The organism is Comamonas thiooxydans (assembly GCF_002157685.2).
Taxonomy (GTDB): domain Bacteria; phylum Pseudomonadota; class Gammaproteobacteria; order Burkholderiales; family Burkholderiaceae_C; genus Comamonas; species Comamonas testosteroni_H.
Map to the genome: position 1 here is coordinate 3,453,623 of NZ_AP026738.1, position 21,449 is coordinate 3,475,071.

Below are 21,449 nucleotides of genomic sequence, written 5' to 3' on the forward strand. Positions count from 1 at the left end.
ACAACATCAGCATCTTCCAAGGAGACAAGCTTGGCTTCCATTTCACGCAGACAATTTCAAAGCAGCCTGGCAGCCTTGGGTGTGGCCTGGCAAAGTCTTGCCAGGGCGGACTCACCATTTCCCACCAAGCCTCTAAAGATCGTCTGTCCTTTTGCGCCAGGCGGCGGATCGGACTTTATTGCTCGCGTGGCTGCCAATGTACTGAACGAGCGTCTGGGTCAGCCTGTGTATGTGGAAAACCGCCCAGGCGCAGGCGGCACTCTGGGTACGGAATACGCGCTGCGCTCGCCCGCAGACGGCTACACACTGCTGCTGATTGCAGGCAGCTACACGGTCAATCCCGCGCTCTATAAGCTGCGCTTCGACCCGGTGGCCGACATGACGCCCGTGATCCAGCTGTCCAAGGGTGCCTATGTGGTATGTGTTAACCCAAAGCTACCTGTGAAGAGCTTGCAAGAGCTGTTTTCCTATGCCCGCCAGCAGGCCGGCAGACTCACGTTCGCCTCTGCCGGCAACGGCAGTCACCTGCACATCGCCACTGAATACATGCTTGGTATGGCCAAGGTGAAGGCCACCCATATTCCCTATAAAGGCACCGGCCCGGCCATCACGGATTTATTGGCCGGCAATGTGGACATGTTTGTAGCTGGCACAGAAGGCCTGATGCCACATGTCAAGTCCGGCAAGCTGCGTGCTCTGGCAGTAACCACTGCCCAACGCCTTACGGTCTACCCAGACATTCCTTCAGTGGCTGAAAGCGGATTACCCGACTATGACGTGGTGGCGTGGCACGGTTTGATCGCCTCGAAGAACCTGCCGGCCTCCATTTTGTCCACTCTGAACAGAGCGCTGGACTCTGGGCTGCAATCGAAGGAGTTGATTGCCCAGTTGGAACCCACTGGGGTCTCTCCTGCAGGAGGCAGCCCCCAGCAGTTCGGCCAGCTCATCAAGACCGAGATTCCTCGATACAGCAAGGTGGCGCAAGACAACGCCATCTCAGGACAGTAACCCTGACCCGCCCTATTTCTTCTCAACGGCCACAACAACCATGACCTCGCCCCAGAGCACGAACGCCAACCACGCCTACCGCAAGCCGTTGCCCGGCTCAGACCTGTATTTCTTTGACGCGCAAGCCGCTGTAGAAGCCATACGCCCCGGCAGCTGGATCACACTGCCCTATACCAGCCGCGTCCATGCCGAGAACCTGGTACGGCGCGGCGATCCGGCCCATCTGACCGAATACCTCACGCAAATCATTGAACGCAAGCGCGAACGCGACTTTCCCTGGTTCCCGGCCCGCGTGGTCTGCCATGACATCCTGGGACAGACTGCGTTGGTCGACCTAGCCGGCTTGCGCGATGCGATTGCAGAGCAAGGCGGCGATCCGGCCGCCGTCAACCCGGTAGTGCCTGTGCAGCTGATCGTGGACCATTCGCTGGCCGTGGAGTGTGGTGGCTACGATCCTCAGGCCTTTGAGAAAAACCGAGCCATCGAAGACCGGCGCAATGAGGACCGCTTTCATTTCATCGACTGGTGCAAGCGAGCCTTCAAGAATGTCGAGGTGATTCCGCCAGGCAACGGGATCATGCACCAGATCAATCTGGAGCGCATGAGCCCTGTGATCCACGCTATCAATGGTGAAGCATATCCCGACACCCTGGTGGGCACGGACAGTCACACGCCGCACGTAGACGCACTAGGCGTAATCGCCGTGGGCGTGGGTGGTCTGGAGGCAGAAAACGTGATGCTGGGCCGTGCCTCGTGGATGCGCCTGCCCGAAATCATTGGCGTACAACTGGCCGGCACGCGCCAGCCGGGCATCACCGCCACCGACATCGTGCTGGCCCTGACCCAGTTCCTGCGCCAACAAAAAGTGGTGGGCGGCTATCTCGAGTTCTTTGGCGAAGGCGCACGCAGCCTGACCATTGGCGACCGTGCCACCATTTCGAACATGGCACCCGAATATGGAGCCACGGCTGCCATGTTTGCCATCGACGAGCAGACCATCGATTACCTCAAGCTCACTGGCCGCGAGCTCGCCCAGGTGCAACTGGTCGAGACCTATGCCAAGCAGGCCGGTCTGTGGGCAGACAGCCTGGAACACGCCGAGTACGAGCGCACGCTGAGCTTTGACCTGTCCAGCGTGGTGCGCAATATGGCCGGCCCATCCAACCCGCACGCGCGTCTGGCCACCAGCGATCTGGCCGCCAAGGGTATTGCCGGTGAGTGGACCGAGCAAGAAGGCCAGATGCCCGATGGTGCCGTGATCATTGCAGCCATCACCAGTTGCACCAATACCAGCAACCCGCGCAATGTGATCGCAGCCGGCCTGCTGGCACGCAACGCGCGCAATCTGGGCCTGACGCGCAAGCCCTGGGTCAAATCGTCGCTGGCCCCCGGCTCCAAGACCGTGCCACTGTATCTGCAGCAAGCTGGTTTGCTGCATGACCTGGAGGCGCTGGGCTTTGGCGTGGTGGCCTTTGCCTGCACCACCTGCAACGGCATGAGTGGCGCGCTGGACCCCGTGATTCAACAAGAGATCATCGACCGCGACCTCTACACTACGGCCGTGCTCTCCGGCAATCGCAACTTCGATGGCCGCATCCACCCCTACGCCAAGCAGGCCTTCCTAGCTTCTCCCCCGCTGGTGGTGGCCTATGCCATCGCAGGAACCATCCGTTTCGACATTGAAAACGATGTGCTGGGAACCTTCCAAGGGCGCGACATTCGCCTCAAGGACATCTGGCCCAGCGATGAGGAAATCGACACTGTGGCCAAGGCTGCCGTCCAACCCGAGCAGTTCCGCAAGGTGTACGAGCCCATGTTCGCCATCCACGCCAACAACAGCGAGCAAGAGGAAGCGCTTTACGACTGGCGCCCGCAAAGCACATATATCCGTCGCCCCCCATACTGGGAAGGCGCACTGGCGGGCGAGCGCACGCTGCGCGGCATGCGTCCGCTGGCCATCCTGCCCGACAACATCACCACCGACCACCTCTCGCCGTCCAATGCCATCCTGATGGACTCGGCCGCAGGCGAGTATCTGCACAAAATGGGCCTGCCCGAGGAGGACTTCAACTCCTACGCCACGCACCGCGGCGACCACCTGACGGCTCAGCGCGCTACCTTTGCCAACCCCAAGCTATTCAACGAGATGGTGGTCAACGACAAGGGTGAAACCCGCCAGGGCTCGCTGGCACGCGTGGAGCCCGAAGGCCAGGTCATGCGCATGTGGGAAGCGATCGAAACCTATATGGACCGCAAGCAGCCGCTGATCATCATCGCGGGCGCCGACTACGGCCAGGGTTCCAGCCGCGACTGGGCCGCCAAGGGCGTGCGCCTGGCCGGTGTGGAAGCCATCGTGGCCGAGGGCTTCGAGCGCATTCACCGCACCAACCTGATCGGCATGGGCGTGCTGCCGCTGGAGTTCCTGCCCGGCACCACACGCCACACGCTGGGTCTGGATGGCTCCGAGACCTTTGATGTCATCGGAAAGCGCAAGCCCCGCGCCGAACTGACGCTGCATATCTACCGCACCACCGGTGCCCGCACCGAAGTGCCTGTGCTCTGCCGTCTGGACACCGCCGAAGAAGTCAGCATCTACGAAGCCGGTGGCGTGTTGCAGCGATTTGCGCAGGATTTTCTGGCAGAGAGCTCCAGCCGCACGGAACTGGCTGCTGAGGCTTAAGTACTACGGCAGCCGATCACAACTCGACGCTGCCATTTTCAGAACTCAACACAGATAGAGACAGAATGAGTGATCACCAACGGTTTGCACCGCAAATCAAGATCCCCGCCACTTACCTGCGTGGCGGCACCAGCAAAGGGGTTTTCTTCAAACTGAAGGAGCTGCCGGAAGCTGCCCAACAGCCTGGCCCCGTACGTGACGCGATTTTTCTACGCGCTCTGGGCAGTCCCGATCCGTACGGCAAGCAGATAGACGGCATGGGCAATGCCTCGTCCTCTACCAGCAAAGGCGTGATTCTGAGTGAAAGCAGCCGTGCCGATCATGATGTTGATTATCTGTTCGGTCAGGTAGCTATCGACAAGCCGTTTGTGGATTGGAGCGGGAACTGCGGCAACCTCAGCGCCGCCGTAGGCCCCTGCGCCATTCACATGGGTCTGATTCCCGCCGAGCGCATTCCGCGCAACGGAACAGCCACCATTCGTATCTGGCAGGCCAACATCGGCAAGACCATCGTGGCTCATGTGCAGATCACTGACGGGCAGGTGCAGGAAACCGGGGACTTCGAACTGGATGGCGTGACATTTGCAGCGGCAGAGATACCGCTGGAGTTTCTCGATCCCGCCGATGATGAGGATGGCGGTGCCATGTTCCCCACCGGCAACTTGGTCGATCGTCTAGACGTTCCCGGCATCGGCAGCTTTGCCTGCACCCTGCTCAATGCAGGCATTCCGACCATCTTTTTGAACGCCAATGACCTGGGCTATACGGGCTGCGAGCTGCAGGATGCCATCAACAATGACGCAGCAGCGCTTGCGAAATTCGAGTCAATTCGGGCACACGGTGCCATGCGCATGGGATTGATCAAGGACTTGAGCGAAGCCGCGACCCGTCAGCACACTCCAAAAATTGCATTTGTGGCACCCGCGCAAAGCTATATGGCCTCAAGCGGCAAAGCCATTGAAGCCCCGGACATTGATTTGGTAGTACGGGCACTGTCCATGGGCAAGCTACACCACGCAATGATGGGAACAGCAGCGGTAGCCATTGGCACGGCAGCGGCGATTCCGGGCACCCTGGTCAATCTGGCTGCTGGTGGCGGTGAGCGCCATGCAGTGCGTTTCGGACATCCCAGCGGCACGCTGCGAGTCGGAGCAGAAGCGACATTGATTAGCGGTGAGTGGCAAGTCAGCAAGGCTCTGATGAGCCGTAGCGCCCGCATTCTGATGGAAGGCTGGATTCGTGTACCCGGAGAAGTCCTGGACGCGCAATAGGCAACGCACAACACAACGGCACGGAAGAAAAGTGCCGCCCCATTCAAACAGAGAGACAACATGAACCCCAAGCAAAAACTCAAGGCCTTGGCCGATGCCCGCCGTGGCGTCATTGTTCCCGGAGCCTTCAACGCCATGTCGGCGCGGCTGATCGCCGATCTGGGCTTTGAAGCCATCTATGTGACCGGTGCCGGCGTGACCAATATGTGGTTCGGCATGCCCGACCAGGGCTTTATGGGCCTCAGCGATATCGCCGACCATACGGCCCGCATCCGCGATGCCGTGGAGGTGCCGCTGCTGGTCGATGCCGACACCGGCTTTGGCAACGCCGTCAATACCTACCATGCCGTGCGCACGCTGGAGCGTGCCGGTGCCGACTGCATTCAGCTCGAAGACCAGGTCAGCCCCAAACGCTGCGGCCACTTCAATGGCAAGGCCGTGATCGAAACCAGCGAAATGCTGGGCAAGATCAAGGCCGCCGTCGATGCGCGCCGCGATAGCGGCACCCTCATCATGGCCCGAACTGACGCTGCAGCCGTCCATGGCTTTGAAGCCGCCATCGAGCGCGCCCAGCAGTTTCAGGAAGCCGGTGCCGACATCCTGTTTGTCGAAGCCGTCACCCAGGCCGAAGAAGTGCGCACCCTGCCGCTGCGTCTGCAAGCCCCGCAGCTCATGAATATGGTCATCGGCGGCAAGACCCCCATCTTCAACGCCGACGAACTGGGCGAACTGGGCTATGGCTTTGTGCTCTACGCCAATGCAGCACTGCAAGGTGCCGTGGCCGGGATGCAAAAGTGCCTGACGCTGCTGCGCGACGATCACAAGGTTGATGAGGACCCTGCCATCGTCGCTCCCTTCCTTGAACGCCAGCGGCTGGTGAACAAGGACTTCTGGGATGGGCTGGAACAGAAGTACAAGTAGGCGCTCCACTCATGACTGCCAACATGGCCGCTACTGGGCCGGCGTCCTATGGAGCCATCGAACTTCGCGAGCTGGTGTTGCCGGCACTCGCCAATCATCACGGAACGCTGTTTGCAGGACAGGGGTTGCAGATGATGGCGAAGGCGGCCTTTCTTGTAGCGCGCGAACTGGCTCAACAAGAGGTCGTCATGGCATCTGTCGCTGGAGCCGAGTTTCTGGCTCCTGTTCCGGTAGGTGCTCAGCTTACGCTTCGGGCCTGGGTCAGTCGGGTTGGCAAATCTTCCATGTCGGTGAATGTCACGGGGCAGGCAACCCGTCTGAGCGAGCCGCCCCAGGTCGTCCTGCAAGGAGCTTTCGAAATGGTCGCGGTGGACATGGCGGGGGCTCCCGTGATCATTGACAGAGGATGTCTGCCGCAGCCCAGCACTTGCTAGGCGTCAGGCTGGTTCGTACGCGCGATCTAGAGGACAGGCTCGCCCCTGAGTACCGAGTTCATATGACATCGTCTGGGCGAAACCAGCGAGGCCAAGAACTTTGATGCCGTGTCTGCTCAGGCACGATGGGAATCAGTACCTCACGCAACACCTGTGATTGTTGGGCACTGACCGAAATTCTATATTTGACGCTGTGAATGCACTCCCGGTCCCCGAACTCACAGCGATTGAGGTGAGTGCCGCCACAAGGGCCGTTGGCCAGCCCTTTGGGGCAGGTTTCGGGACAGACATACAAGGTTTGCTCCAGCCGACAATGGCCGCAGGTATCGCAACCAAGCACAGGTCGCTTGATACCTCGCTCCACGCGATGCAGGATTCGCGCGGCGATTGGCGATTGCCACAAGGGCCAGCGCATCACCGAACCCAAGGCTTTGCCCAAGACCGACTGCTCACTGAAGAACAGGTGATGAAGGGCTTGCAACCGGTGAAAGCGTCTAAGCTCACCAATGCTAGCCTGCACGCGCTCCAGGCCAGGTGCCCAGTCACTTTCTTCAGGGGCAAAGTTCACTTTGCCGGTACCTGGGTATTGCCATAGGCTCGCCCAGGCCTCTCTCCATTGCTCCTGAGTTTCAATATTGCCAAGCAAGCGCTCAAGTGCATTCTCCAGTTCACTGAACTGTGTTTGCCCATGTATGCCGGAGAGGTGTACGCCTGCGTAGCCTTTGAGCTGCAAGCCGAGAATCTGCAAGGCGAGCCGCTCTGTGCTGCGCTGTCGGGACCAATCTGCACCTTGCTGCTCTTCGGCAGCCAGCAGATCCATCATGCTACGTGTGATGACTACCCCAGGCACATGGCGTAAAAACTGCGCACGGGTGTGTGTCAAGGCCATCACGCAAGCCATCAAGGGCTTCGGCGAGACTTGCTTATGCATCCACTGCCATGCTTCGTCGTATTTGGCGACATCAAAGCCCAGTTGCACGGTCAGAAAGTCGGCGCCCGCAATCAGTTTCTTGTGTGCCTTGTAGTACTGGGCAATGCCTTCCTCTTCCAGATACTTGAAAGGGTTGAGCGCTGCGCCAAGTGACGCCCCAGGTAGCTGATGGCGCGCTTGCTGCAATGCTGGAACGGACTCTAAATAGCGCACGCTGCGCTGACCAGGCGTATGAGTTGGATCGCGGTCACCGCTGAGCAGCAATAAATCGTGAAGACCGAATTCTTGCATTTGCTCCAGCTGCGCCTGCAACTGCTGCGGAGCGCGATCCTTACCCGAAAAATGTAGCAAAGTCGGAAACGGCCCTCGATGTCGCTCGAAGCTGGCCAAAGAGCTGAGCTGCGCGTTTTGCCCGACACGGTCAGCCAATGCAGCCACCAGTGGCATTCCAGCCAGTTGCTGGTGCTCCATCAACTGGTGCAGACTCGCCGCAGACGCCTTGTTGTCGCGGGGCGTCCATTCAAGCACACAAACAAACTGCTGCGCATCCAGCGCTTTTTTCAAGAAACTCATTGCAATAGCTGTACGCTCAGACTAGGCATAAGTACATCGCGCCACAGAGCGGGCCGGTCAAAGCACTCATCGACTTCACTCGTTTTTGTAGAACAACTCTCCGAGCCTGATGCGCTCCCGACCATTCGCAACGCGGTGAGCATTGGTGTCGCGCAATGAGTACACACAGCCGCAATACTCTTGCTGATAAAACTCCTCACGCTTGCTGATCTCAATCATGCGGGCAGAGCCGCCGCCTTTGCGCCAGTTGTAGTCCCAATACATGAGGTCGGGGTAGTGCTCTACGGCACGCATGCCACAGTCGTTAATCTGCTGCATATTTTTCCAACGCGAGATTCCCAACGAACTGGTCATCACTGGAAAGCCGTTCTCATGCGCATACAACGCGGTGCGTTCAAAACGCATATCAAAGCACATGGTGCAGCGAACCCCACGCTCGGGCTCATGTTCCATGCCTTTTGCGCGTTCAAACCAATTGTCGCGGTCATAGTCCGCATCAACAAAGGGAATTCCGAACTGCTCGGCAAAGCGGATGTTCTCGTTCTTACGCAGTTCGTATTCGTGCAATGGATGGATGTTGGGGTTGTAGAAGAAGATTGTGAAGTCAATGCCGGAGGCCTGCATGGCCTCCATCACCTCGCCTGAACAAGGCGCACAGCAGGAGTGCAGCAATACCTTGTCATGACCACCGGGCAATGGAAGGGGTTTACGTTCTACGGCGGTGTTCATGAGCTGGCTCCTTGGTTGCCGGTGGTGACAGGCTGGCGAGCCAGTTCGATGAAAGCTTGCATGTAATCGATGGCGGTCTCCGATTCGCGCACGCCCAAAAAGATCTGCTTGGCGATTCCGCGTACCCCAAGTCGCACGGGCACCACGTCCATTTTCACCGCGTACTCATCGACCAGCCAGCGCGGCAGGGCTGCCACTCCACGTCCGCTAGCGACCATCTGCAGCATGATGTCCGTGGTCTCGATGGCTTTGTGGCGCTTGGGCGTAACTCCGGCAGGCAACAGGAACTGGTTGTAGATGTCCAGGCGCTCTATCTCCACGGGATAGCTGATAAGCACTTCCTGAGTCAGTTGGCGGGGCTTCACGTATGGCACTGATGCCAAGGTATGACCCTTGGCCACAACAAGCACCTGCTCATAGTCAAAAACGGGTTCGAACTTCAGACCCGGCTTGTACAGCGGATCAGGCGTGACCAGCAGGTCGATCTCATACCCAAATAGCGCACCGATTCCACCGAACTGGAATTTCTGTTTGACGTCCACATCAACGTCAGGCCATGCAGCCAGATAGGGGGCAACTACCTTGAGCATCCACTGGTAGCAAGGGTGACACTCCATACCTATGCGCAGTGCTCCGCGCTCGCCCTGAGCAAACTGACCTAATCGCTCTTCGGCCAGGTTCAATTGCGGCAACACACGGTTAGCCACTGCCAGTAGGTACTGGCCCGCCTGCGTCAGCCGCAGGCTTCGGCCCTCGCGCAACCAAATATCCGTGCCCAGTTGCTGCTCCAGCTTCTTCATGCTGTGGCTTAGAGCCGACTGGGTCAGGTTCAGAACACTTGCGGCAGCTGTCAACGACCCTTGTTTCTCGACCTGCTTCACGATATTGAGGTGGATACGCTCAAGCATTCAGATGATTCACATTCATGGATTTATGAAATAAAACCATTTTACTTCATTGACCGCCATCAATACCATCTGCACTCATTGCTGTTTCAGGTTTCCGGAGCGCTCATGGGCATGCTTAACAACAAATATCACAGGCACTTGGTGAGCGTCTCTCCGATGAGCGCACTCTTTCGATCAAGCCCTGCTGTCAAAGACGGGTACTCCGGGTGAGCCATGCACAGAAGATTCGAGCAGCTGCGCTAGATCGCAAAGCCGATCTCGTTCTACAGCTATATGGCACGGTCGAGCTGCGAAATGCACCGGCCTTGGATCAAGGCTGGATAGATGCGGCTCAGGCAGTGCTAGAGCTAGCTCTGCGCATGAGACTGCCTTACGGACGGCATGGCGCATGGTCTAAGCACCTGCAATTGCTGCAGGTCACCTGCACCATTCTTGAGAACTGGATGGCAGTGAATTGCACACAGTACACCGACCGTGATGCGGAAAGACTGTTGCTGCGTGCACGCAAATTGCTGGGAATCCCCACCGTTTAAATCTATCTTGGAAATTACAAATGACAAAAACACTTCGTGTGGTCGCGGTCTCCGGTGGCCTGCAAAGCCCCGCCAAATCTGCTGCCCTGGCTGAGCACCTGTTGGGCCTGATTGCGGAAAGCGTTCCATGCGAGCGACGTTTGGTCGATCTGGGCCAGATCGCGCCGCAGTTGGCGGGCTCGGTTTGGCGCTCCCATCTGCCCGAGACCGTGGAGCGGGCACTTGCCTTGGTAGAGCAAGCTGACATCCTGGTGGTGGTCACGCCCGTATATCGAGGCTCCTTCACGGGACTGTTCAAGCACTTTTTCGACTTCATTCATCAGGACGCCCTGATCGACAAGCCTGTACTGCTGGCCGCTACTGGCGGCAGCGAGCGCCATGCCTTGGTGATCGACCATCAGTTGCGTCCGCTGTTCAGCTTCTTCCAGGCGCGCACCTTGCCTCTGGGGGTCTATGCGACCGACAGGGACTTTGCCAACTATCGCTTGCAGGACGAGGCCTTGCTTGAGCGAGCCAGGCTGGCGGTCCAGCGGGCCTTGCCGTTCTTGGAGCTGGCAGGCCATGCCCTAGTCACTGAGGTCAATGAAGCGCTTGCGGCCTAAACAAAACACCAGTCTTTCACTTGAATATTGAATCACCAGATTGCCATGAACGAACAACTTACCTTTAGTCTCAAGAGCATTTGTTTCGATGAAAACTATCTCCCATCGGACAGCACTCGCATTACCACCAACTTTGCCAACTTGGCCCGCGGCACAAGCCGGCAGCAAAACCTGCGCAACACGCTAAGGATGATTGACCGCCGCTTCAATGATCTAGCGCATTGGGATAACCCGACAGCAGATCGCTACTCGGTCGAGCTGGAGATCATCTCTGTGGAAATGAGTATTGCGGCCCAAGACGGCAGCGACGCATTTCCGTTGATTGAGATTCTGAAAACTAGCTTCCTCGACAAGAAGGAAAACAAGCGCATCGACGGCATTGTGGGAAACAATTTCTCCTCCTACGTGCGTGACTACGACTTCAGCGTGCTGCTGCCCGACTACAACGTAAACCGTCCGCAATTCGGTGTACCTACCGATTTTGGCGACCTGCATGGAAAGCTGTTCCAGCATTTTGCGAGTTCCAGCACTTACACGCGGCACTTCACCAAGCAACCCGTCATCTGCATCAGCGTCTCGACCAGCAAGACCTATCAGCGCACTGAAAATCACCACCCCGTGCTGGGCGTTGAGTATCTACAGAATGAACTGTCATCCACAGACCAATACTTCGCAAAAATGGGCTTGCAGGTTCGCTTTTTCATGCCCCCAAACGGCGTCGCGCCATTGGCTTTCTACTTCCACGGCGACTTGCTGAGCGACTACTCAAATCTAGAGCTGATCGGGACCATCAGCACCATGGAGACCTTTCAGAAGATCTATCGCCCCGAAATCTACAACGCCAATTCTGCGGCCGGAAAGCTTTATCAACCGAGTCTGAAAAACCAAGATTACTCAGTAACGCAGATTGTCTATGACCGGGACGAGCGCAGCCAGTTGGCCGTCAAGCAGGGGAAGTTTGCCGAGGAGCATTTCATCAAGCCCTATAAGGGCGTGTTGGAACAATGGGCTCGCAATTTCTCTCATTGACCTGCTTAAATGCAGCACTACCCGAAGCCTGTTCACTCCACATCATTCCTAGAAAGAAATCCAAAGATGTTCGAAACCTCCATCGCCGGTAGCCTGCCCAAACCCGCCTGGCTGGCTGAAACCAACAAGCTCTGGCCTCAGTGGATGGCCGAAGGCGATGCACTGCTGCAGGCCAAGGCCGACGCAACCCTGCTGTGGATCAAGGCCCAGGAAGACGCTGGCCTGGACATCGTGTGCGACGGCGAGCAATCGCGCCAACACTTCGTGCACGGTTTTCTGGAGCAGGTCGAAGGCATTGACTTCGATAACAAGGTCAAGATGGGCATACGCGACAACCGTTATGACGCGATGGTGCCTCAGGTGGTGCAGGCTTTGCGTCTGAAAGGTCGCGTGCATGCCTTCGAAGCACAGTTGGCCCGCGCGCATACCAAAAAGAAGCTGAAGTTCACTTTGCCTGGTCCGATGACCATCGTCGACACAGTGGCAGATCGCTTCTACGGCGACAAGGTCAAAATGGCTTTCGCCTTTGCCGAGCTACTCAACCAGGAGGCCCTGGCACTGCAGGCCGATGGCGTGGACATCATTCAATTCGATGAACCCGCCTTCAACGTCTACATGAAAGATGCCGCCGACTGGGGCGTACAGGCGCTCGAGCGCGCTACGCAGGGTCTGATCTGCACGACTGCGGTGCATATCTGCTACGGCTACGGCATCAAGGCCAATACCGACTGGAAAAGCACCCTGGGTGACGAATGGCGCCAGTATGAAACGGTGTTCCCTGCCCTCGCCCGCAGCAGCATTGATCAGGTCAGCCTGGAATGCATCCATTCCCATGTGCCGCCTGACCTGATGAAGTTGCTGGTCGGCAAGGACGTGATGGTCGGCGTAATCGATGTGGCCAGTGACGTGGTTGAAACGCCCGAAGAAGTGGCCGACACCATTGGCCGCGCGCTGGAGTTTGTGCCCAAGGAGCGACTCTTCCCGTGCACCAATTGCGGTCTGGCACCAATGGGCCGAGATGTAGCCTGGCGCAAGCTGAAGGCTCTCGCAGCTGGCACAAAGCTAGCCAAGGAGCGTCTCGCCGCCGCCGCGTGAGACCGGTCAGCTGTCACGTCGAGCATGGCGCGACGCATCACACATGCAGTGAATCGGCTTGCCTTTTCTGCATTGCTTGACGTTTCGATGCCCATCAAGTTCTACGAATGGGTGCCATGTGACAGTGGCTGGGGTGAACAGTTCACTCTGAGACTGTCGCAATTGGCCAGATGCAGCTTTCTAAGTAGCTATTCATGGTGTTGCCTCACAAGTGATGGCAACACCCGCGTAGCACTCCAGTTTCTGCAGCTGATCCCAATGTCCCGTCGTTCGGCGTCTTGAAGGCCCGCTCTACAAGATGCTGAACGGCAGTTCAGCTTGCAGGCGAAGCTGATTCATATTGGCTTCCCCTTGCGCTTTATTCGTACGATGCACTCCGTAGCGCAATTGCAAGGAAAGATTCTTTGCAGTCCCTTGCTGCACGACGTATCGCACCATCAGGTCTCGTTCCCAATGCTTGCCATTGACTCCTGAGTAGCCGAGGTAGCCGGCGTAGACAGCATTGAGATGGCTGTTGTCTATGCCGGAACCTCGGGTGTAGGCCACACCTGCGCTCAGCCCTGGAGTTGCGATACCGGCTAGGTCTACGTCGTATTTGAGCTGCCACGAGGCTTCGCGGGGACCGTTGAAGTCGGACAGCTGCATAGCGTTCTCCAACCAGATAGAACCACGATTCACATAGTCAAACGGATTGTTTCCGTTGACCTTCTGGTAGCCGAGCCCGAATTTATGAGCGCCTGCGGCGTAGCTGCTCATCAGGCTCCAGATGGTGGTGTCAATCTCGCCAGACTTGGCCTTGCCGGTATCGGTGCTGCGATAGAGGTTCAGATTGAACGACAGTGCACGCTGGCCTGACAGAGGAAGCTTGTAGAAACTGCCCAGGTAGGCGGTGTTCCAGTTATCGGCGTATTTTCCGTAATAGCTGCTGAGCGTCAGATTGGTGATGGGTGTCGCCCATGCGCCGCCTATGAAGCTGAAAGATCCGCTGGTCACGCCCGAATAATTGGCCAGCAAGTCAGCGCCGTTCTTGCGGGCATTGCGGTCCGCCCAGCCGGTGAATCGCCCCGCCTGCAGCGTCAGTGTCGGGATGTCTTTGCTGATGACTTGCCAGCCCCGATTGGTCTCAGGCAGCAACCGGGTGTCGGACGAACTGAAGATCGGTGTCTTGGTTCGCATCTCGCCCGCCTTGAGTTCCGTGGACGAAACTCGCACTTTCAGCGCCGCGCCAGCTCGCCCGAAGCGATCAGGAATGTCCTGTCCGTCTTTGGCCACGTAGCGAGGCGTTGCGCGTGCATGGTCTGCTTCGGTGCCCAGGTTGAGGGCTCCATAGGCATGGGCATCCAATCCCATGCCAACGACACCACGGGTATAGCCCGATTCATAGTTGAGCATCAACCCGTAGGCTGATTCGCGAGCAAGGGTCTGGCCCCTTTGCCAACTGGTAGCACGAAAACTGCTGCCTTTTTGATAGTCGAGCTGCTCGACAAGCACCCGGTTTTGCATATTGAGTGCGCTACCTTCGACAAAGCCCTTGGCATCATCTTGTGCACCGGCAATTGCAGCACCGCTTGCGCACAGCAGTGTTGCGCTCAGCGTATAGAGATGAAAAGGACAGACTCTCATCAGATTCATTTGTGGAGGCAGGCGCAAGCACGATGCGCCTGAACGCGTTGATATCGGACTCATGACACTGAATTACCGAGCAGCAGTTGCTTTAGCGCGCGCAACAATATCTTGGAAGCGCTGCTTGGCTTGTTCGGGCACGTCGTCCGGCACGGAGAGCTTGGACAACGAGCTGTCGCCGACCTGGATCAGCATCACCATGCCCATCGCATAGTGGGGCTGACACTTGACTCCATACAGACCAGGCTCGGTCATGGTGACCGTGATTTCCTGATTCGTCTTGCCCCTGAAAGGCGTTGCCCCTGCCGGTGCCATACCTGTGACGGACACTGCATCGTGACCGCTGCTGGTCGCCAGAAATTTGACGCTGTCACCAGGTGCGATCTTGACGAACTCGGGCTCGTACACCATGGCTCCATGGGGGCCTCGGTTGAGCATTTTGATTTCTATCGTTTCTGCAGCAACCGGAGGCGCGGTACAAATGCACAGCAGCAAGGCTGCATAGCGGGCAGAGTTAAGAACGGGCATACCGGGAACTTTCTGATTCAAAGACTTGGCATTGGCTGGAAGCGCAGAACGCGGCAGCCATCCTGCGGATCGATCAAGGTGCGAACTTGGACTTGAAAGACTTGCTCCAGCAAATCCGGGCTCATCACTTCATGAGGTGCGCCCAGCTGAATCAACTGGCCCTGATGCATGACGGCCAGCCGGTCGCAGACCATGGCTTGATTGAGGTCGTGCAACGCGACGACCTTGGTGATTGGAAGACGCTGGATCAACTGCAACAGTGACAGCTGTTGATGGACGTCCAGATGATTGCAGGGCTCATCCAGCAGCAACAGGCGCGGTTGCTGCGCCAGAGCCCTGGCAATGTGTGCCCTTTGGCGCTCCCCGCCTGACAAGGTGCTCCAGTTGCTGTTTGCCTTGGAGAGTAGTCCGACGTCGCGCAACGCATCTCGGACAATCGATCGATCAACGCTCGACAGGGGGTCAATGGCTGATAGCCAGGGAGTACGCCCCAGCTCCACCGCCTCGGTCACACTGATGGCATCCGCAGTATCGGCAGTCTGTGCCACAAAAGCCAGTTGGCGCGCCACCATACGACGAGGCAACTGATGCAGTCGCTGGCCCTCCAGCAGAACCTCCCCGGAGTTGGGTTTAAGCACGCCTGACAATAGACGCAGCAGACTGGATTTTCCAGAGCCGTTCGGCCCAATCAACCCCAGCATTTCACCCGGACGCACCTGCAAGCAGACCTGCTGAACGATTGGGGTACCTCGGATCTTCCAGCTGATCTCCCGCGCTTCTATGGCCGCCGTATTCTTCGGCTTGTCAAAGGCCTCTTTCATGAGCGACCTTTCTGGCTCCTGAGCAGGATGCAGGCGAACACAGGCGCACCGACCAGAGCGGTAATCACACCAATGGGCAGAACCTGTCCCCCGATCAGGGTACGTGAGACCACGTCGGCAGCAATCAGGAAGATGGCTCCAATCACTGCACTGACGGGGATCAGGCGTCGATGGCGCACGCCCACAATCAGGCGTGCCGAGTGAGGGATAACCAACCCGACGAAGCCGATAGCTCCGACGATCGAAACCATCACCGCAGTCATCAACGCTGCAGCCAGCAGCAAAGTCAGCTGCACGCGGCGCACCGGTACCCCAAGCGCCGCAGCGGACTCGCTGCCGAAGGCAAATGCGTCGAGAGAACGGGCATGTAGCAGGCACACCAGTACGCCAGCTACGGCCACCGAGGCCGTCAGAGCGGTGTCTGGCCAGCGCACACCGCTCAAATTGCCAAGCAGCCAAAACATGATGCCGCGCGCCTGCTCTGCGCTTCCGGATTTGGTGATGATCAACGAGGTCAGTGCATTGAACAGCTGCGAGCCGGCAATGCCGGCCAGCACAATCTGGCCGCCGTTGCGCAACCCCCCATCGCCGGCGGCATGGGCTAACAGTGCCACCAAGGCAAATGCGCACACCGCGCCGAAAAAGGCTCCCGTGGTCATCGATATGAAGCCGGCCCCCAGACCGGCCACCGAAACCAGCACGGCCCCTGTGGACGCGCCTGCAGAGATACCGAGCAGATATGGCTCCGCCAAGGCATTTCGCAGCAACGACTGCAAGATAACGCCGGAGACTGCCAGGCCAGCCCCGCAACTGGCGGCGACCAAGGCTCGCGTCAGCCGGTAATTCCAGACGATCCCCGCGTTGATCGGATCTATCGGATAGCTGGTCCCAAGCAGCCGGTTGGTGAGCACCTCATACACAATGCGGGCCGAGATATCGGTCTCACCTATGGCTATGCCCAAAACAATGGCCAGCAAGAGCATGGCCGCTGCGGCTATCGTCAGCAGGACTGCGCGCAGGAACTGGCTGGCCGGCATGGCTGGCCAAGTTGAAGTCAGCGTAGAGGTATTCATGCCACTGCGATTGGGATATCGCACCTGAAGCGCGACATCCGCTGTGCTCGGCTTATTTGGAGAGGCCTTCGATTTTCAGCACCGCACTGGCAATCTGCTCCATGCCATCCACCTGGCGGATGGAGCCTTGCAGGGCGTCAGCGTCCACAATCACGATGCGACCGTTCTTGACGGCATCCATATGCTGGGTGACAGGGTCCTTCTTGAGAAAGTCCAGCTTCTTCTGGTAATCGTCGGCAGGAAAGCGGCGGCGATCCATGCGGGCAATGATCAGGATCGAGGGGTTGGCCTTGGCAATGGTTTCCCAGCCCACCGTGGGCCATTCTTCTGCAGAGCCGACGACATTGCGCAAACCGAGCGTCTGCATCATGTAGCCTGCCACCCCGTTTTTACCAGCCATATAAGGGTCGGCTGCGAGATCAGCACTAGAGAACCACAGTGCTGCAGACAGGTTATTGAGCTTGGAGGATTTGACCTTGGCCACCGCCTGAGCCTGGCGTTTGCTCAAATCCTTGACCAGGCTCTCGCCTCGGGCTTCGACATCAAAGACCTGCGCCAACTGGCGGATGCTTTTGTACAAGGCCTTCACGTCGTAGCTGGCGGTACGTGTGCCGTCCGAGCCGACCAGATTATTTTTGCCTTCGCAATCCGCCGGCATGGCATAGGTGGCTATGTGGAGATCATGAAACTGCTCGCGGGTACCGACTACCCCATCCTTGCCCACCATCCATTCGAACTGCGACACCACCAAGGCAGGACGCTTGCCGATGACCGACTCAAAGCTGGGAATGTTGTCGGACAGGCGCGGCACCTTGTCATTGATGGCTTTGAAGCGGGGCTGTACCGGATTGAACCAGAGTGCGGTGCCCGCCACCTTGTCGCCCAGCCCGAGGGCATAAAGCATTTCGGTGCCTGCTTGACCGATGGTGACCACCGATGAGGGAGCTTTGTCGAGAGTGACTGTGTAGCTGCAGTTTTGCAGCTGCAAAGGATAGTCTGTCGCGTAAGCAGACCATGAGCAGGCGAGCAAGGCAGCGGCGGCAAGGCTTCGAAGCAGCATCGGATATCTCTCCAGAAGCGGCGGAAGCCCCCTGGAAGACATAGCAAGCCATGCGCCTGCAGCCTGCCTGAATCAGCAACGCGGTACCGGAGCGATGAAAATGCTCACTTCCCGGACACCCCGCCGGCAATGATTGGTTGGTACTCTGGCAGGTCTCCTGACTGGCAAATCATCGCTGGCCATCGCCTTCCCAAACATAGGTTCAGTGGCTGTGTGATGGTTGGCTCATTGCCTACAGTTGCGGGGGCAGTTCCATTTCATGGGCCGGTGTCAAAGAGCACCTGACCCTGGATTCCCTCATGCATTCGTGAGTGCGCATGCATGTTCTGGCGAAACCAAAGTTGCGGTAATGTAGCTGATTTTGTAGCAACAGTCCTAGGTCAAAGTGCCGAATGCGCTCAGATCTCCTATCTAAGTCCCGCATGAACAGCTTTTCTATCCAGCGTGTTGGCGAGTTGCACAAGGTTCAAGATTTTCTGCAAAAAGCACGCATTGCCATGTTCGCCGGGCGAGGCAACACGCTGGAAATTCCTCCGGACCTGCGCTATTTCGAAGAGACCTACCTCTCAGGCAGCGGTTGCATGTTGGCAGCGCTCGACTCCCAGCAAAGGGTACAGGCCACGATTGCTTGCCGGGACTACGACAGCAGATTTCCCCAACTGAACTTTCATCAGTTGAAGGTGGTTGAGCTAGTGCGCTTGTTTGTCGCCCCAGAGTTTCGACGATCCGGCGTGGGTGGTGCACTAGTGGATGCATTGAAGCTACATGCACAGGCTCAACAGGTGCAAGTGCTCTACCTCCACACACATCCCTTCTTGCCAGGGGCCGTCGAGTTCTGGCAGACCCAAGGCTTCGAGGTGATCGACCGCGAAGCAGATCCGCTATGGCAAACCATTCATATGCAACGTATGCTTGAAGTGCATAAAGAGGTCTGATCAGTTCCTTGGGCATTCCTGAAAGGGCTGTTTGCCAGGAGTTGAGTCAGATGTATATTCTTCACTGGCGCCGTTTACCCACGGGCCGGAAGTCCAGTCTTTATCCTCGCGCTCGAACCTACTCCCTCAGCCGCGCTACCAATTTCTTTGGGGCCACATCCGGCATTCGTGCTATTTTCCCGCACACGACTCAAGAGGTCTGGCATCTTTAGATTTTGGTCATTGTTGTAGATCCATGCAGACTGGCGCTAGCGTTTCAGTTCACCCTTGAAAATTGATGCGCCCGCCCGCGCCTAAATGTAGCTATTTGACTGCATATAGGGCGATGTGCTGCTATGAATAAAGCGATAGGCGTCCTACATCTCAGCCGCGTTCTGTGTACTGCACATCACTGAAAGCAGGTGGCACTGAGAAATCACCTCGAAATGCGTGTCAGCGTCGATCTCTGGGCGCAAGGCTTTATTTTGGTGCTGCTCTGAACAATCGCGTTGCACCAATGATTGTGGTGTGTTGTCTCATCCCGCTGTTCTCGCGTACAGGTCCTCTGTATGTGCGTTTATAAGTGGTGAGTGGCTACGTAACTGCACACCAAATATCAACAAGGGCGGCACGAAGCCGCCCTTGTTAGGTGAGTTGCGGTTAGCACTAATCGAGTGCTGTCGCCCTGTGATGCCTTTGACCAGTCTATTCGCTTGTCGGCACAAAAAACAGGTACTCACCTGGCCCCATCTGCGGGGTAATCGCATAGCCTTCGCATTGCCTGTCCTTGCATTTCACAGGTATGGCGCGGGGCCAGATCGTTGCTGCAGTAGGGTAACCAGGCAGGTACTGCGGTACATGCCACACTCCATAGTCACCCACTGGCTCGGCTTGCTGCATCCCTGTCGCACCTTGTTCACCGCTGCCAAAGACCTGGCGTTGAATGCTCAACGGTTCATTGATGGCTCTAGAGTCGGGTGCAGCCAAAGACGAAGCGCAGCATAGTGCAATCGCTAAAAGAGCTAGAGTCTTGCCCATAGCGGTCTCCTAGATTAGGAATCACGCCTGCTAGTTGTCGTACAGCTGTGCTGTACGTGGATCTTCCATCACAGAGGTGGCAGCCGCAGGTCGAGTGACTTCCGGTGCAAAACTTGACTGGGCCTCTGAAGGGGGCGCAGCAGGAGTTGGGCTACCTTGTGCCGAAGCATCCGGCCCGTAGTTGTTCCGACGCTCATCTGCGGTCATGGATTGCGGGCATTTCGACCCCGTGATCTCCAGTGCCACGCGAGCGGCAGGATCCATGCAGTCCATAGCCAGCGAGGCGGCCTTCATGCCCTTGTTCCAGAGCTCGCGGCTCATTTTCAGGCGCTTGCAATGCTCATCCGTCCAGGTTGTGCCGAAGCTCACGCCAAAGCCAGGGCCGTTGGCACTGCCGCTGCTGCTGCCCATGCAGGTGTCATTGCTGGTTGTGAGGTTGGGACCGCTCACGCTGGGAACGTTCTTCAGTGTGTATGTGCCGCTGTACTCGACGATGTTCTTGGACGTTCCTGACACCGTGTTATTCAGGTTTTGCGTGGTCGTTCCACTCGTTGTTATGTTCTGATCTGACGTTGAAGTGGATCTGCTCTCCATCGTGGCCGTTGATCGGCTCTCTGCCGGAGATGCAACCGGATTGACAATAGTGACCGACTGGTTCTGTTGCGCCCCTACGGATGAGGAGTTGGAGGAGCTTTGCGCGCTGCTGTCGGCACTTTGCGCATAACTGCACAAAGGAACGCAAAGACTTAACAGAGCTATTGAGAATTTCATGCTTTGCTCCTACGTTGCCCGAGCCCGGCCAGGCAGCCAGGCTCGGGACAAACACAACTATCTTGGGACAGCTGCCTTAGTTGGCATTGGCCGCTGAGCCTGCACCGGCAGTACCGGAGGTGCCACCGCCGTTGGAGAAGTAGCCAGCGTTGCCAAATGCTCCAGCGTTCTGATGGACGGTACCCACCGAAGTTGCGCCCGATCCGGTGTTGGTCCATGCGCCGCCAGGCCCAGAAATAGCTGCCGAAGTTGCGCCATAACCGGAAGTGGTGCCAGCATTGCTGTTCACATAGGACAGTCCGCCACCAGGGCCAGCGCCAGTGGCAACCTGGTTGGCTGTGTGCGAAGTGGCCGCACCAGCTGCCCCGCCGCTGACAGGGCCTGCGCTATAGCCAGCCAGGGCTGCAGAACCTGCGTTAGCGTTGGTCGCAGCACCGCCACCCGCAACAGCGTTGCCCGAAGTTGCAGAAAGGCTCTTCACGTTACCGTAGGTCGTTGCGCCACCACTGACCGCAGCACCACCGGCACCGTAAGGGCCTACAGCAATGCCACCACCAGCGGCATTGGCGTTGGAAGTTGCACCGGAGGTTGCACTATTCATGCTCAGCGCAGCACCGTTGCCCGAGCTGGCAGCACCCGACACCGTAGCTGAAGATGCGCTCGACGTCGTGTTTGTGGCAGCGATGCTTGAGCCGCTCACAGCAGCAGAAGCAACACCAGCCAGCGCAATAACCGCCATGGCAATCAGAGACTTTTTCATGATGATTCCTTTAAATAGCGAGTTCAAGACAACTGAGACTTTGTGAGCGAGAGACCAGTGCTAGGTATTAAGAAGCAAGGGCCAGTTTGACCGTCTTCAAGCTTTGGATTCCGTGGTTACGTTCCAAAACATGATTTCGGTAGGTGC

General features: G+C 57.6%; 21 protein-coding genes and 1 riboswitch. Of the genes, 10 read left to right on the forward strand and 11 right to left on the reverse strand.

What is annotated here, in order from left to right; genetic code table 11:
- Nucleotides 1–30: 30 nt before the first annotated feature.
- The 5 genes from CTR2_RS15975 to CTR2_RS15995 all read left to right on the forward strand — a co-directional run bounded on the left by CTR2_RS15975 (nucleotide 31) and on the right by CTR2_RS15995 (nucleotide 6,314).
- Nucleotides 31–1,008 carry a tripartite tricarboxylate transporter substrate binding protein gene (locus CTR2_RS15975; protein ID WP_087082735.1) on the forward strand — a complete coding sequence of 326 codons (978 nt, stop codon included), beginning with the start codon at nucleotides 31–33 and terminating at the stop codon, nucleotides 1,006–1,008.
- A 40-nt stretch (nucleotides 1,009–1,048) separates the two neighbouring features.
- Complete coding sequence (acnD, locus tag CTR2_RS15980) at nucleotides 1,049–3,688, forward strand: Fe/S-dependent 2-methylisocitrate dehydratase AcnD (RefSeq protein WP_087082733.1); 2,640 nt, start codon at nucleotides 1,049–1,051, stop codon at nucleotides 3,686–3,688.
- Nucleotides 3,689–3,753: 65 nt separating this feature from the next.
- Nucleotides 3,754–4,959, forward strand: a complete 1,206-nt coding sequence (prpF, locus tag CTR2_RS15985; protein WP_087082731.1) for a 2-methylaconitate cis-trans isomerase PrpF — start codon at nucleotides 3,754–3,756, stop codon at nucleotides 4,957–4,959.
- Between the two features lie 60 nt (nucleotides 4,960–5,019).
- On the forward strand, nucleotides 5,020–5,880 hold the full coding sequence (locus CTR2_RS15990; protein ID WP_087082729.1) for an isocitrate lyase/PEP mutase family protein: 861 nt from the start codon (nucleotides 5,020–5,022) through the stop codon (nucleotides 5,878–5,880).
- Nucleotides 5,881–5,891: 11 nt separating this feature from the next.
- Complete coding sequence (locus CTR2_RS15995) at nucleotides 5,892–6,314, forward strand: acyl-CoA thioesterase (RefSeq protein ID WP_254913294.1); 423 nt, start codon at nucleotides 5,892–5,894, stop codon at nucleotides 6,312–6,314.
- Between the two features lie 58 nt (nucleotides 6,315–6,372).
- Here the strand turns inward: CTR2_RS15995 and CTR2_RS16000 are convergent, their stop codons facing one another.
- The 3 genes from CTR2_RS16000 to CTR2_RS16010 all read right to left on the reverse strand — a co-directional run bounded on the left by CTR2_RS16000 (nucleotide 6,373) and on the right by CTR2_RS16010 (nucleotide 9,455).
- Nucleotides 6,373–7,818, reverse strand: a complete 1,446-nt coding sequence (locus CTR2_RS16000) for a methylenetetrahydrofolate reductase C-terminal domain-containing protein (protein WP_087082727.1) — start codon at nucleotides 7,816–7,818, stop codon at nucleotides 6,373–6,375.
- Between the two features lie 75 nt (nucleotides 7,819–7,893).
- Complete coding sequence (locus CTR2_RS16005; protein ID WP_087082725.1) at nucleotides 7,894–8,547, reverse strand: epoxyqueuosine reductase QueH; 654 nt, start codon at nucleotides 8,545–8,547, stop codon at nucleotides 7,894–7,896.
- Nucleotides 8,544–9,455, reverse strand: coding sequence for a LysR family transcriptional regulator (locus CTR2_RS16010; RefSeq protein WP_087082723.1), 912 nt, complete (start codon nucleotides 9,453–9,455; stop codon nucleotides 8,544–8,546). Before CTR2_RS16010 ends, CTR2_RS16005 begins: the two co-directional genes overlap by 4 nt.
- A 553-nt stretch (nucleotides 9,456–10,008) precedes the next feature.
- Between CTR2_RS16010 and msuE the strand changes: the two genes are divergently transcribed.
- The 3 genes from msuE to CTR2_RS16025 all read left to right on the forward strand — a co-directional run bounded on the left by msuE (nucleotide 10,009) and on the right by CTR2_RS16025 (nucleotide 12,714).
- Nucleotides 10,009–10,590, forward strand: coding sequence for an FMN reductase (msuE, locus tag CTR2_RS16015; RefSeq protein ID WP_087082720.1), 582 nt, complete (start codon nucleotides 10,009–10,011; stop codon nucleotides 10,588–10,590).
- A 45-nt stretch (nucleotides 10,591–10,635) separates the two neighbouring features.
- Nucleotides 10,636–11,619 carry a DUF1852 domain-containing protein gene (locus CTR2_RS16020; RefSeq protein ID WP_087084550.1) on the forward strand — a complete coding sequence of 328 codons (984 nt, stop codon included), beginning with the start codon at nucleotides 10,636–10,638 and terminating at the stop codon, nucleotides 11,617–11,619.
- Between the two features lie 66 nt (nucleotides 11,620–11,685).
- Nucleotides 11,686–12,714: a methionine synthase gene (locus tag CTR2_RS16025; RefSeq protein ID WP_087082718.1), complete on the forward strand. Its 1,029-nt coding sequence runs from the start codon at nucleotides 11,686–11,688 to the stop codon at nucleotides 12,712–12,714.
- Nucleotides 12,715–13,005: 291 nt separating this feature from the next.
- Here CTR2_RS16025 and CTR2_RS16030 read toward each other — a convergent pair whose 3' ends face one another.
- The 5 genes from CTR2_RS16030 to CTR2_RS16050 are packed head-to-tail and all read right to left on the reverse strand — an operon-like array spanning nucleotide 13,006 to nucleotide 17,861.
- Nucleotides 13,006–14,400: an OprD family outer membrane porin gene (locus tag CTR2_RS16030; RefSeq protein ID WP_310220747.1), complete on the reverse strand. Its 1,395-nt coding sequence runs from the start codon at nucleotides 14,398–14,400 to the stop codon at nucleotides 13,006–13,008.
- Nucleotides 14,401–14,409: 9 nt separating this feature from the next.
- Nucleotides 14,410–14,886: a pseudoazurin gene (locus tag CTR2_RS16035; protein WP_254913292.1), complete on the reverse strand. Its 477-nt coding sequence runs from the start codon at nucleotides 14,884–14,886 to the stop codon at nucleotides 14,410–14,412.
- Nucleotides 14,883–15,686, reverse strand: coding sequence for an ABC transporter ATP-binding protein (locus CTR2_RS16040; RefSeq protein WP_087082712.1), 804 nt, complete (start codon nucleotides 15,684–15,686; stop codon nucleotides 14,883–14,885). The genes CTR2_RS16035 and CTR2_RS16040 overlap by 4 nt, the downstream gene beginning before the upstream one ends.
- Nucleotides 15,683–16,759, reverse strand: coding sequence for a FecCD family ABC transporter permease (locus tag CTR2_RS16045; protein ID WP_087082710.1), 1,077 nt, complete (start codon nucleotides 16,757–16,759; stop codon nucleotides 15,683–15,685). Before CTR2_RS16045 ends, CTR2_RS16040 begins: the two co-directional genes overlap by 4 nt.
- A gap of 52 nt (nucleotides 16,760–16,811) precedes the next feature.
- Complete coding sequence (locus CTR2_RS16050; protein ID WP_476390645.1) at nucleotides 16,812–17,861, reverse strand: ABC transporter substrate-binding protein; 1,050 nt, start codon at nucleotides 17,859–17,861, stop codon at nucleotides 16,812–16,814.
- An 88-nt stretch (nucleotides 17,862–17,949) separates the two neighbouring features.
- Nucleotides 17,950–18,174, reverse strand: a riboswitch (cobalamin riboswitch).
- Between the two features lie 67 nt (nucleotides 18,175–18,241).
- Here CTR2_RS16050 and CTR2_RS16055 point away from each other — a divergent pair.
- Nucleotides 18,242–18,754, forward strand: coding sequence for a GNAT family N-acetyltransferase (locus CTR2_RS16055; protein ID WP_087082706.1), 513 nt, complete (start codon nucleotides 18,242–18,244; stop codon nucleotides 18,752–18,754).
- Nucleotides 18,755–19,438: 684 nt separating this feature from the next.
- On the opposite strand, the gene CTR2_RS16060 is transcribed toward CTR2_RS16055, so the two are convergent.
- The 3 genes from CTR2_RS16060 to CTR2_RS16070 all read right to left on the reverse strand — a co-directional run bounded on the left by CTR2_RS16060 (nucleotide 19,439) and on the right by CTR2_RS16070 (nucleotide 21,242).
- Complete coding sequence (locus CTR2_RS16060) at nucleotides 19,439–19,771, reverse strand: hypothetical protein (protein ID WP_012837637.1); 333 nt, start codon at nucleotides 19,769–19,771, stop codon at nucleotides 19,439–19,441.
- A 30-nt stretch (nucleotides 19,772–19,801) separates the two neighbouring features.
- The gene (locus CTR2_RS16065) at nucleotides 19,802–20,287 is read right to left on the reverse strand and encodes a hypothetical protein (RefSeq protein ID WP_254913290.1); all 486 of its coding nucleotides are present in this window, start codon (nucleotides 20,285–20,287) and stop codon (nucleotides 19,802–19,804) included.
- A gap of 331 nt (nucleotides 20,288–20,618) precedes the next feature.
- Entirely contained in the window at nucleotides 20,619–21,242 is a 624-nt protein-coding gene (locus CTR2_RS16070; protein ID WP_254913289.1) for a hypothetical protein, read from the reverse strand.
- Here CTR2_RS16070 and CTR2_RS16075 point away from each other — a divergent pair.
- Nucleotides 21,142–21,348: a hypothetical protein gene (locus CTR2_RS16075; RefSeq protein ID WP_140401011.1), complete on the forward strand. Its 207-nt coding sequence runs from the start codon at nucleotides 21,142–21,144 to the stop codon at nucleotides 21,346–21,348. The genes CTR2_RS16070 and CTR2_RS16075 overlap by 101 nt on opposite strands.
- Nucleotides 21,349–21,449 lie beyond the last annotated feature (101 nt).

Coding starts and splice junctions, on each gene's coding strand:
- CTR2_RS16040 (WP_087082712.1), bottom strand. CDS start 15,686: ATGAAAGAGGCCTTTGACAAGCCGAAGAATACGGCGGCCATAGAAGCG.
- msuE (WP_087082720.1), top strand. CDS start 10,009: ATGACAAAAACACTTCGTGTGGTCGCGGTCTCCGGTGGCCTGCAAAGC.
- CTR2_RS16025 (WP_087082718.1), top strand. CDS start 11,686: ATGTTCGAAACCTCCATCGCCGGTAGCCTGCCCAAACCCGCCTGGCTG.
- CTR2_RS16020 (WP_087084550.1), top strand. CDS start 10,636: ATGAACGAACAACTTACCTTTAGTCTCAAGAGCATTTGTTTCGATGAA.
- CTR2_RS16060 (WP_012837637.1), bottom strand. CDS start 19,771: ATGGGCAAGACTCTAGCTCTTTTAGCGATTGCACTATGCTGCGCTTCG.
- CTR2_RS16000 (WP_087082727.1), bottom strand. CDS start 7,818: ATGAGTTTCTTGAAAAAAGCGCTGGATGCGCAGCAGTTTGTTTGTGTG.
- prpF (WP_087082731.1), top strand. CDS start 3,754: ATGAGTGATCACCAACGGTTTGCACCGCAAATCAAGATCCCCGCCACT.
- CTR2_RS16030 (WP_310220747.1), bottom strand. CDS start 14,400: ATGAGTCCGATATCAACGCGTTCAGGCGCATCGTGCTTGCGCCTGCCT.
- CTR2_RS16010 (WP_087082723.1), bottom strand. CDS start 9,455: ATGCTTGAGCGTATCCACCTCAATATCGTGAAGCAGGTCGAGAAACAA.
- acnD (WP_087082733.1), top strand. CDS start 1,049: ATGACCTCGCCCCAGAGCACGAACGCCAACCACGCCTACCGCAAGCCG.
- CTR2_RS15995 (WP_254913294.1), top strand. CDS start 5,892: ATGACTGCCAACATGGCCGCTACTGGGCCGGCGTCCTATGGAGCCATC.
- CTR2_RS16005 (WP_087082725.1), bottom strand. CDS start 8,547: ATGAACACCGCCGTAGAACGTAAACCCCTTCCATTGCCCGGTGGTCAT.
- CTR2_RS15990 (WP_087082729.1), top strand. CDS start 5,020: ATGAACCCCAAGCAAAAACTCAAGGCCTTGGCCGATGCCCGCCGTGGC.
- CTR2_RS16055 (WP_087082706.1), top strand. CDS start 18,242: ATGAACAGCTTTTCTATCCAGCGTGTTGGCGAGTTGCACAAGGTTCAA.
- CTR2_RS16045 (WP_087082710.1), bottom strand. CDS start 16,759: ATGAATACCTCTACGCTGACTTCAACTTGGCCAGCCATGCCGGCCAGC.
- CTR2_RS16050 (WP_476390645.1), bottom strand. CDS start 17,861: ATGTCTTCCAGGGGGCTTCCGCCGCTTCTGGAGAGATATCCGATGCTG.
- CTR2_RS16075 (WP_140401011.1), top strand. CDS start 21,142: ATGCTCAGCGCAGCACCGTTGCCCGAGCTGGCAGCACCCGACACCGTA.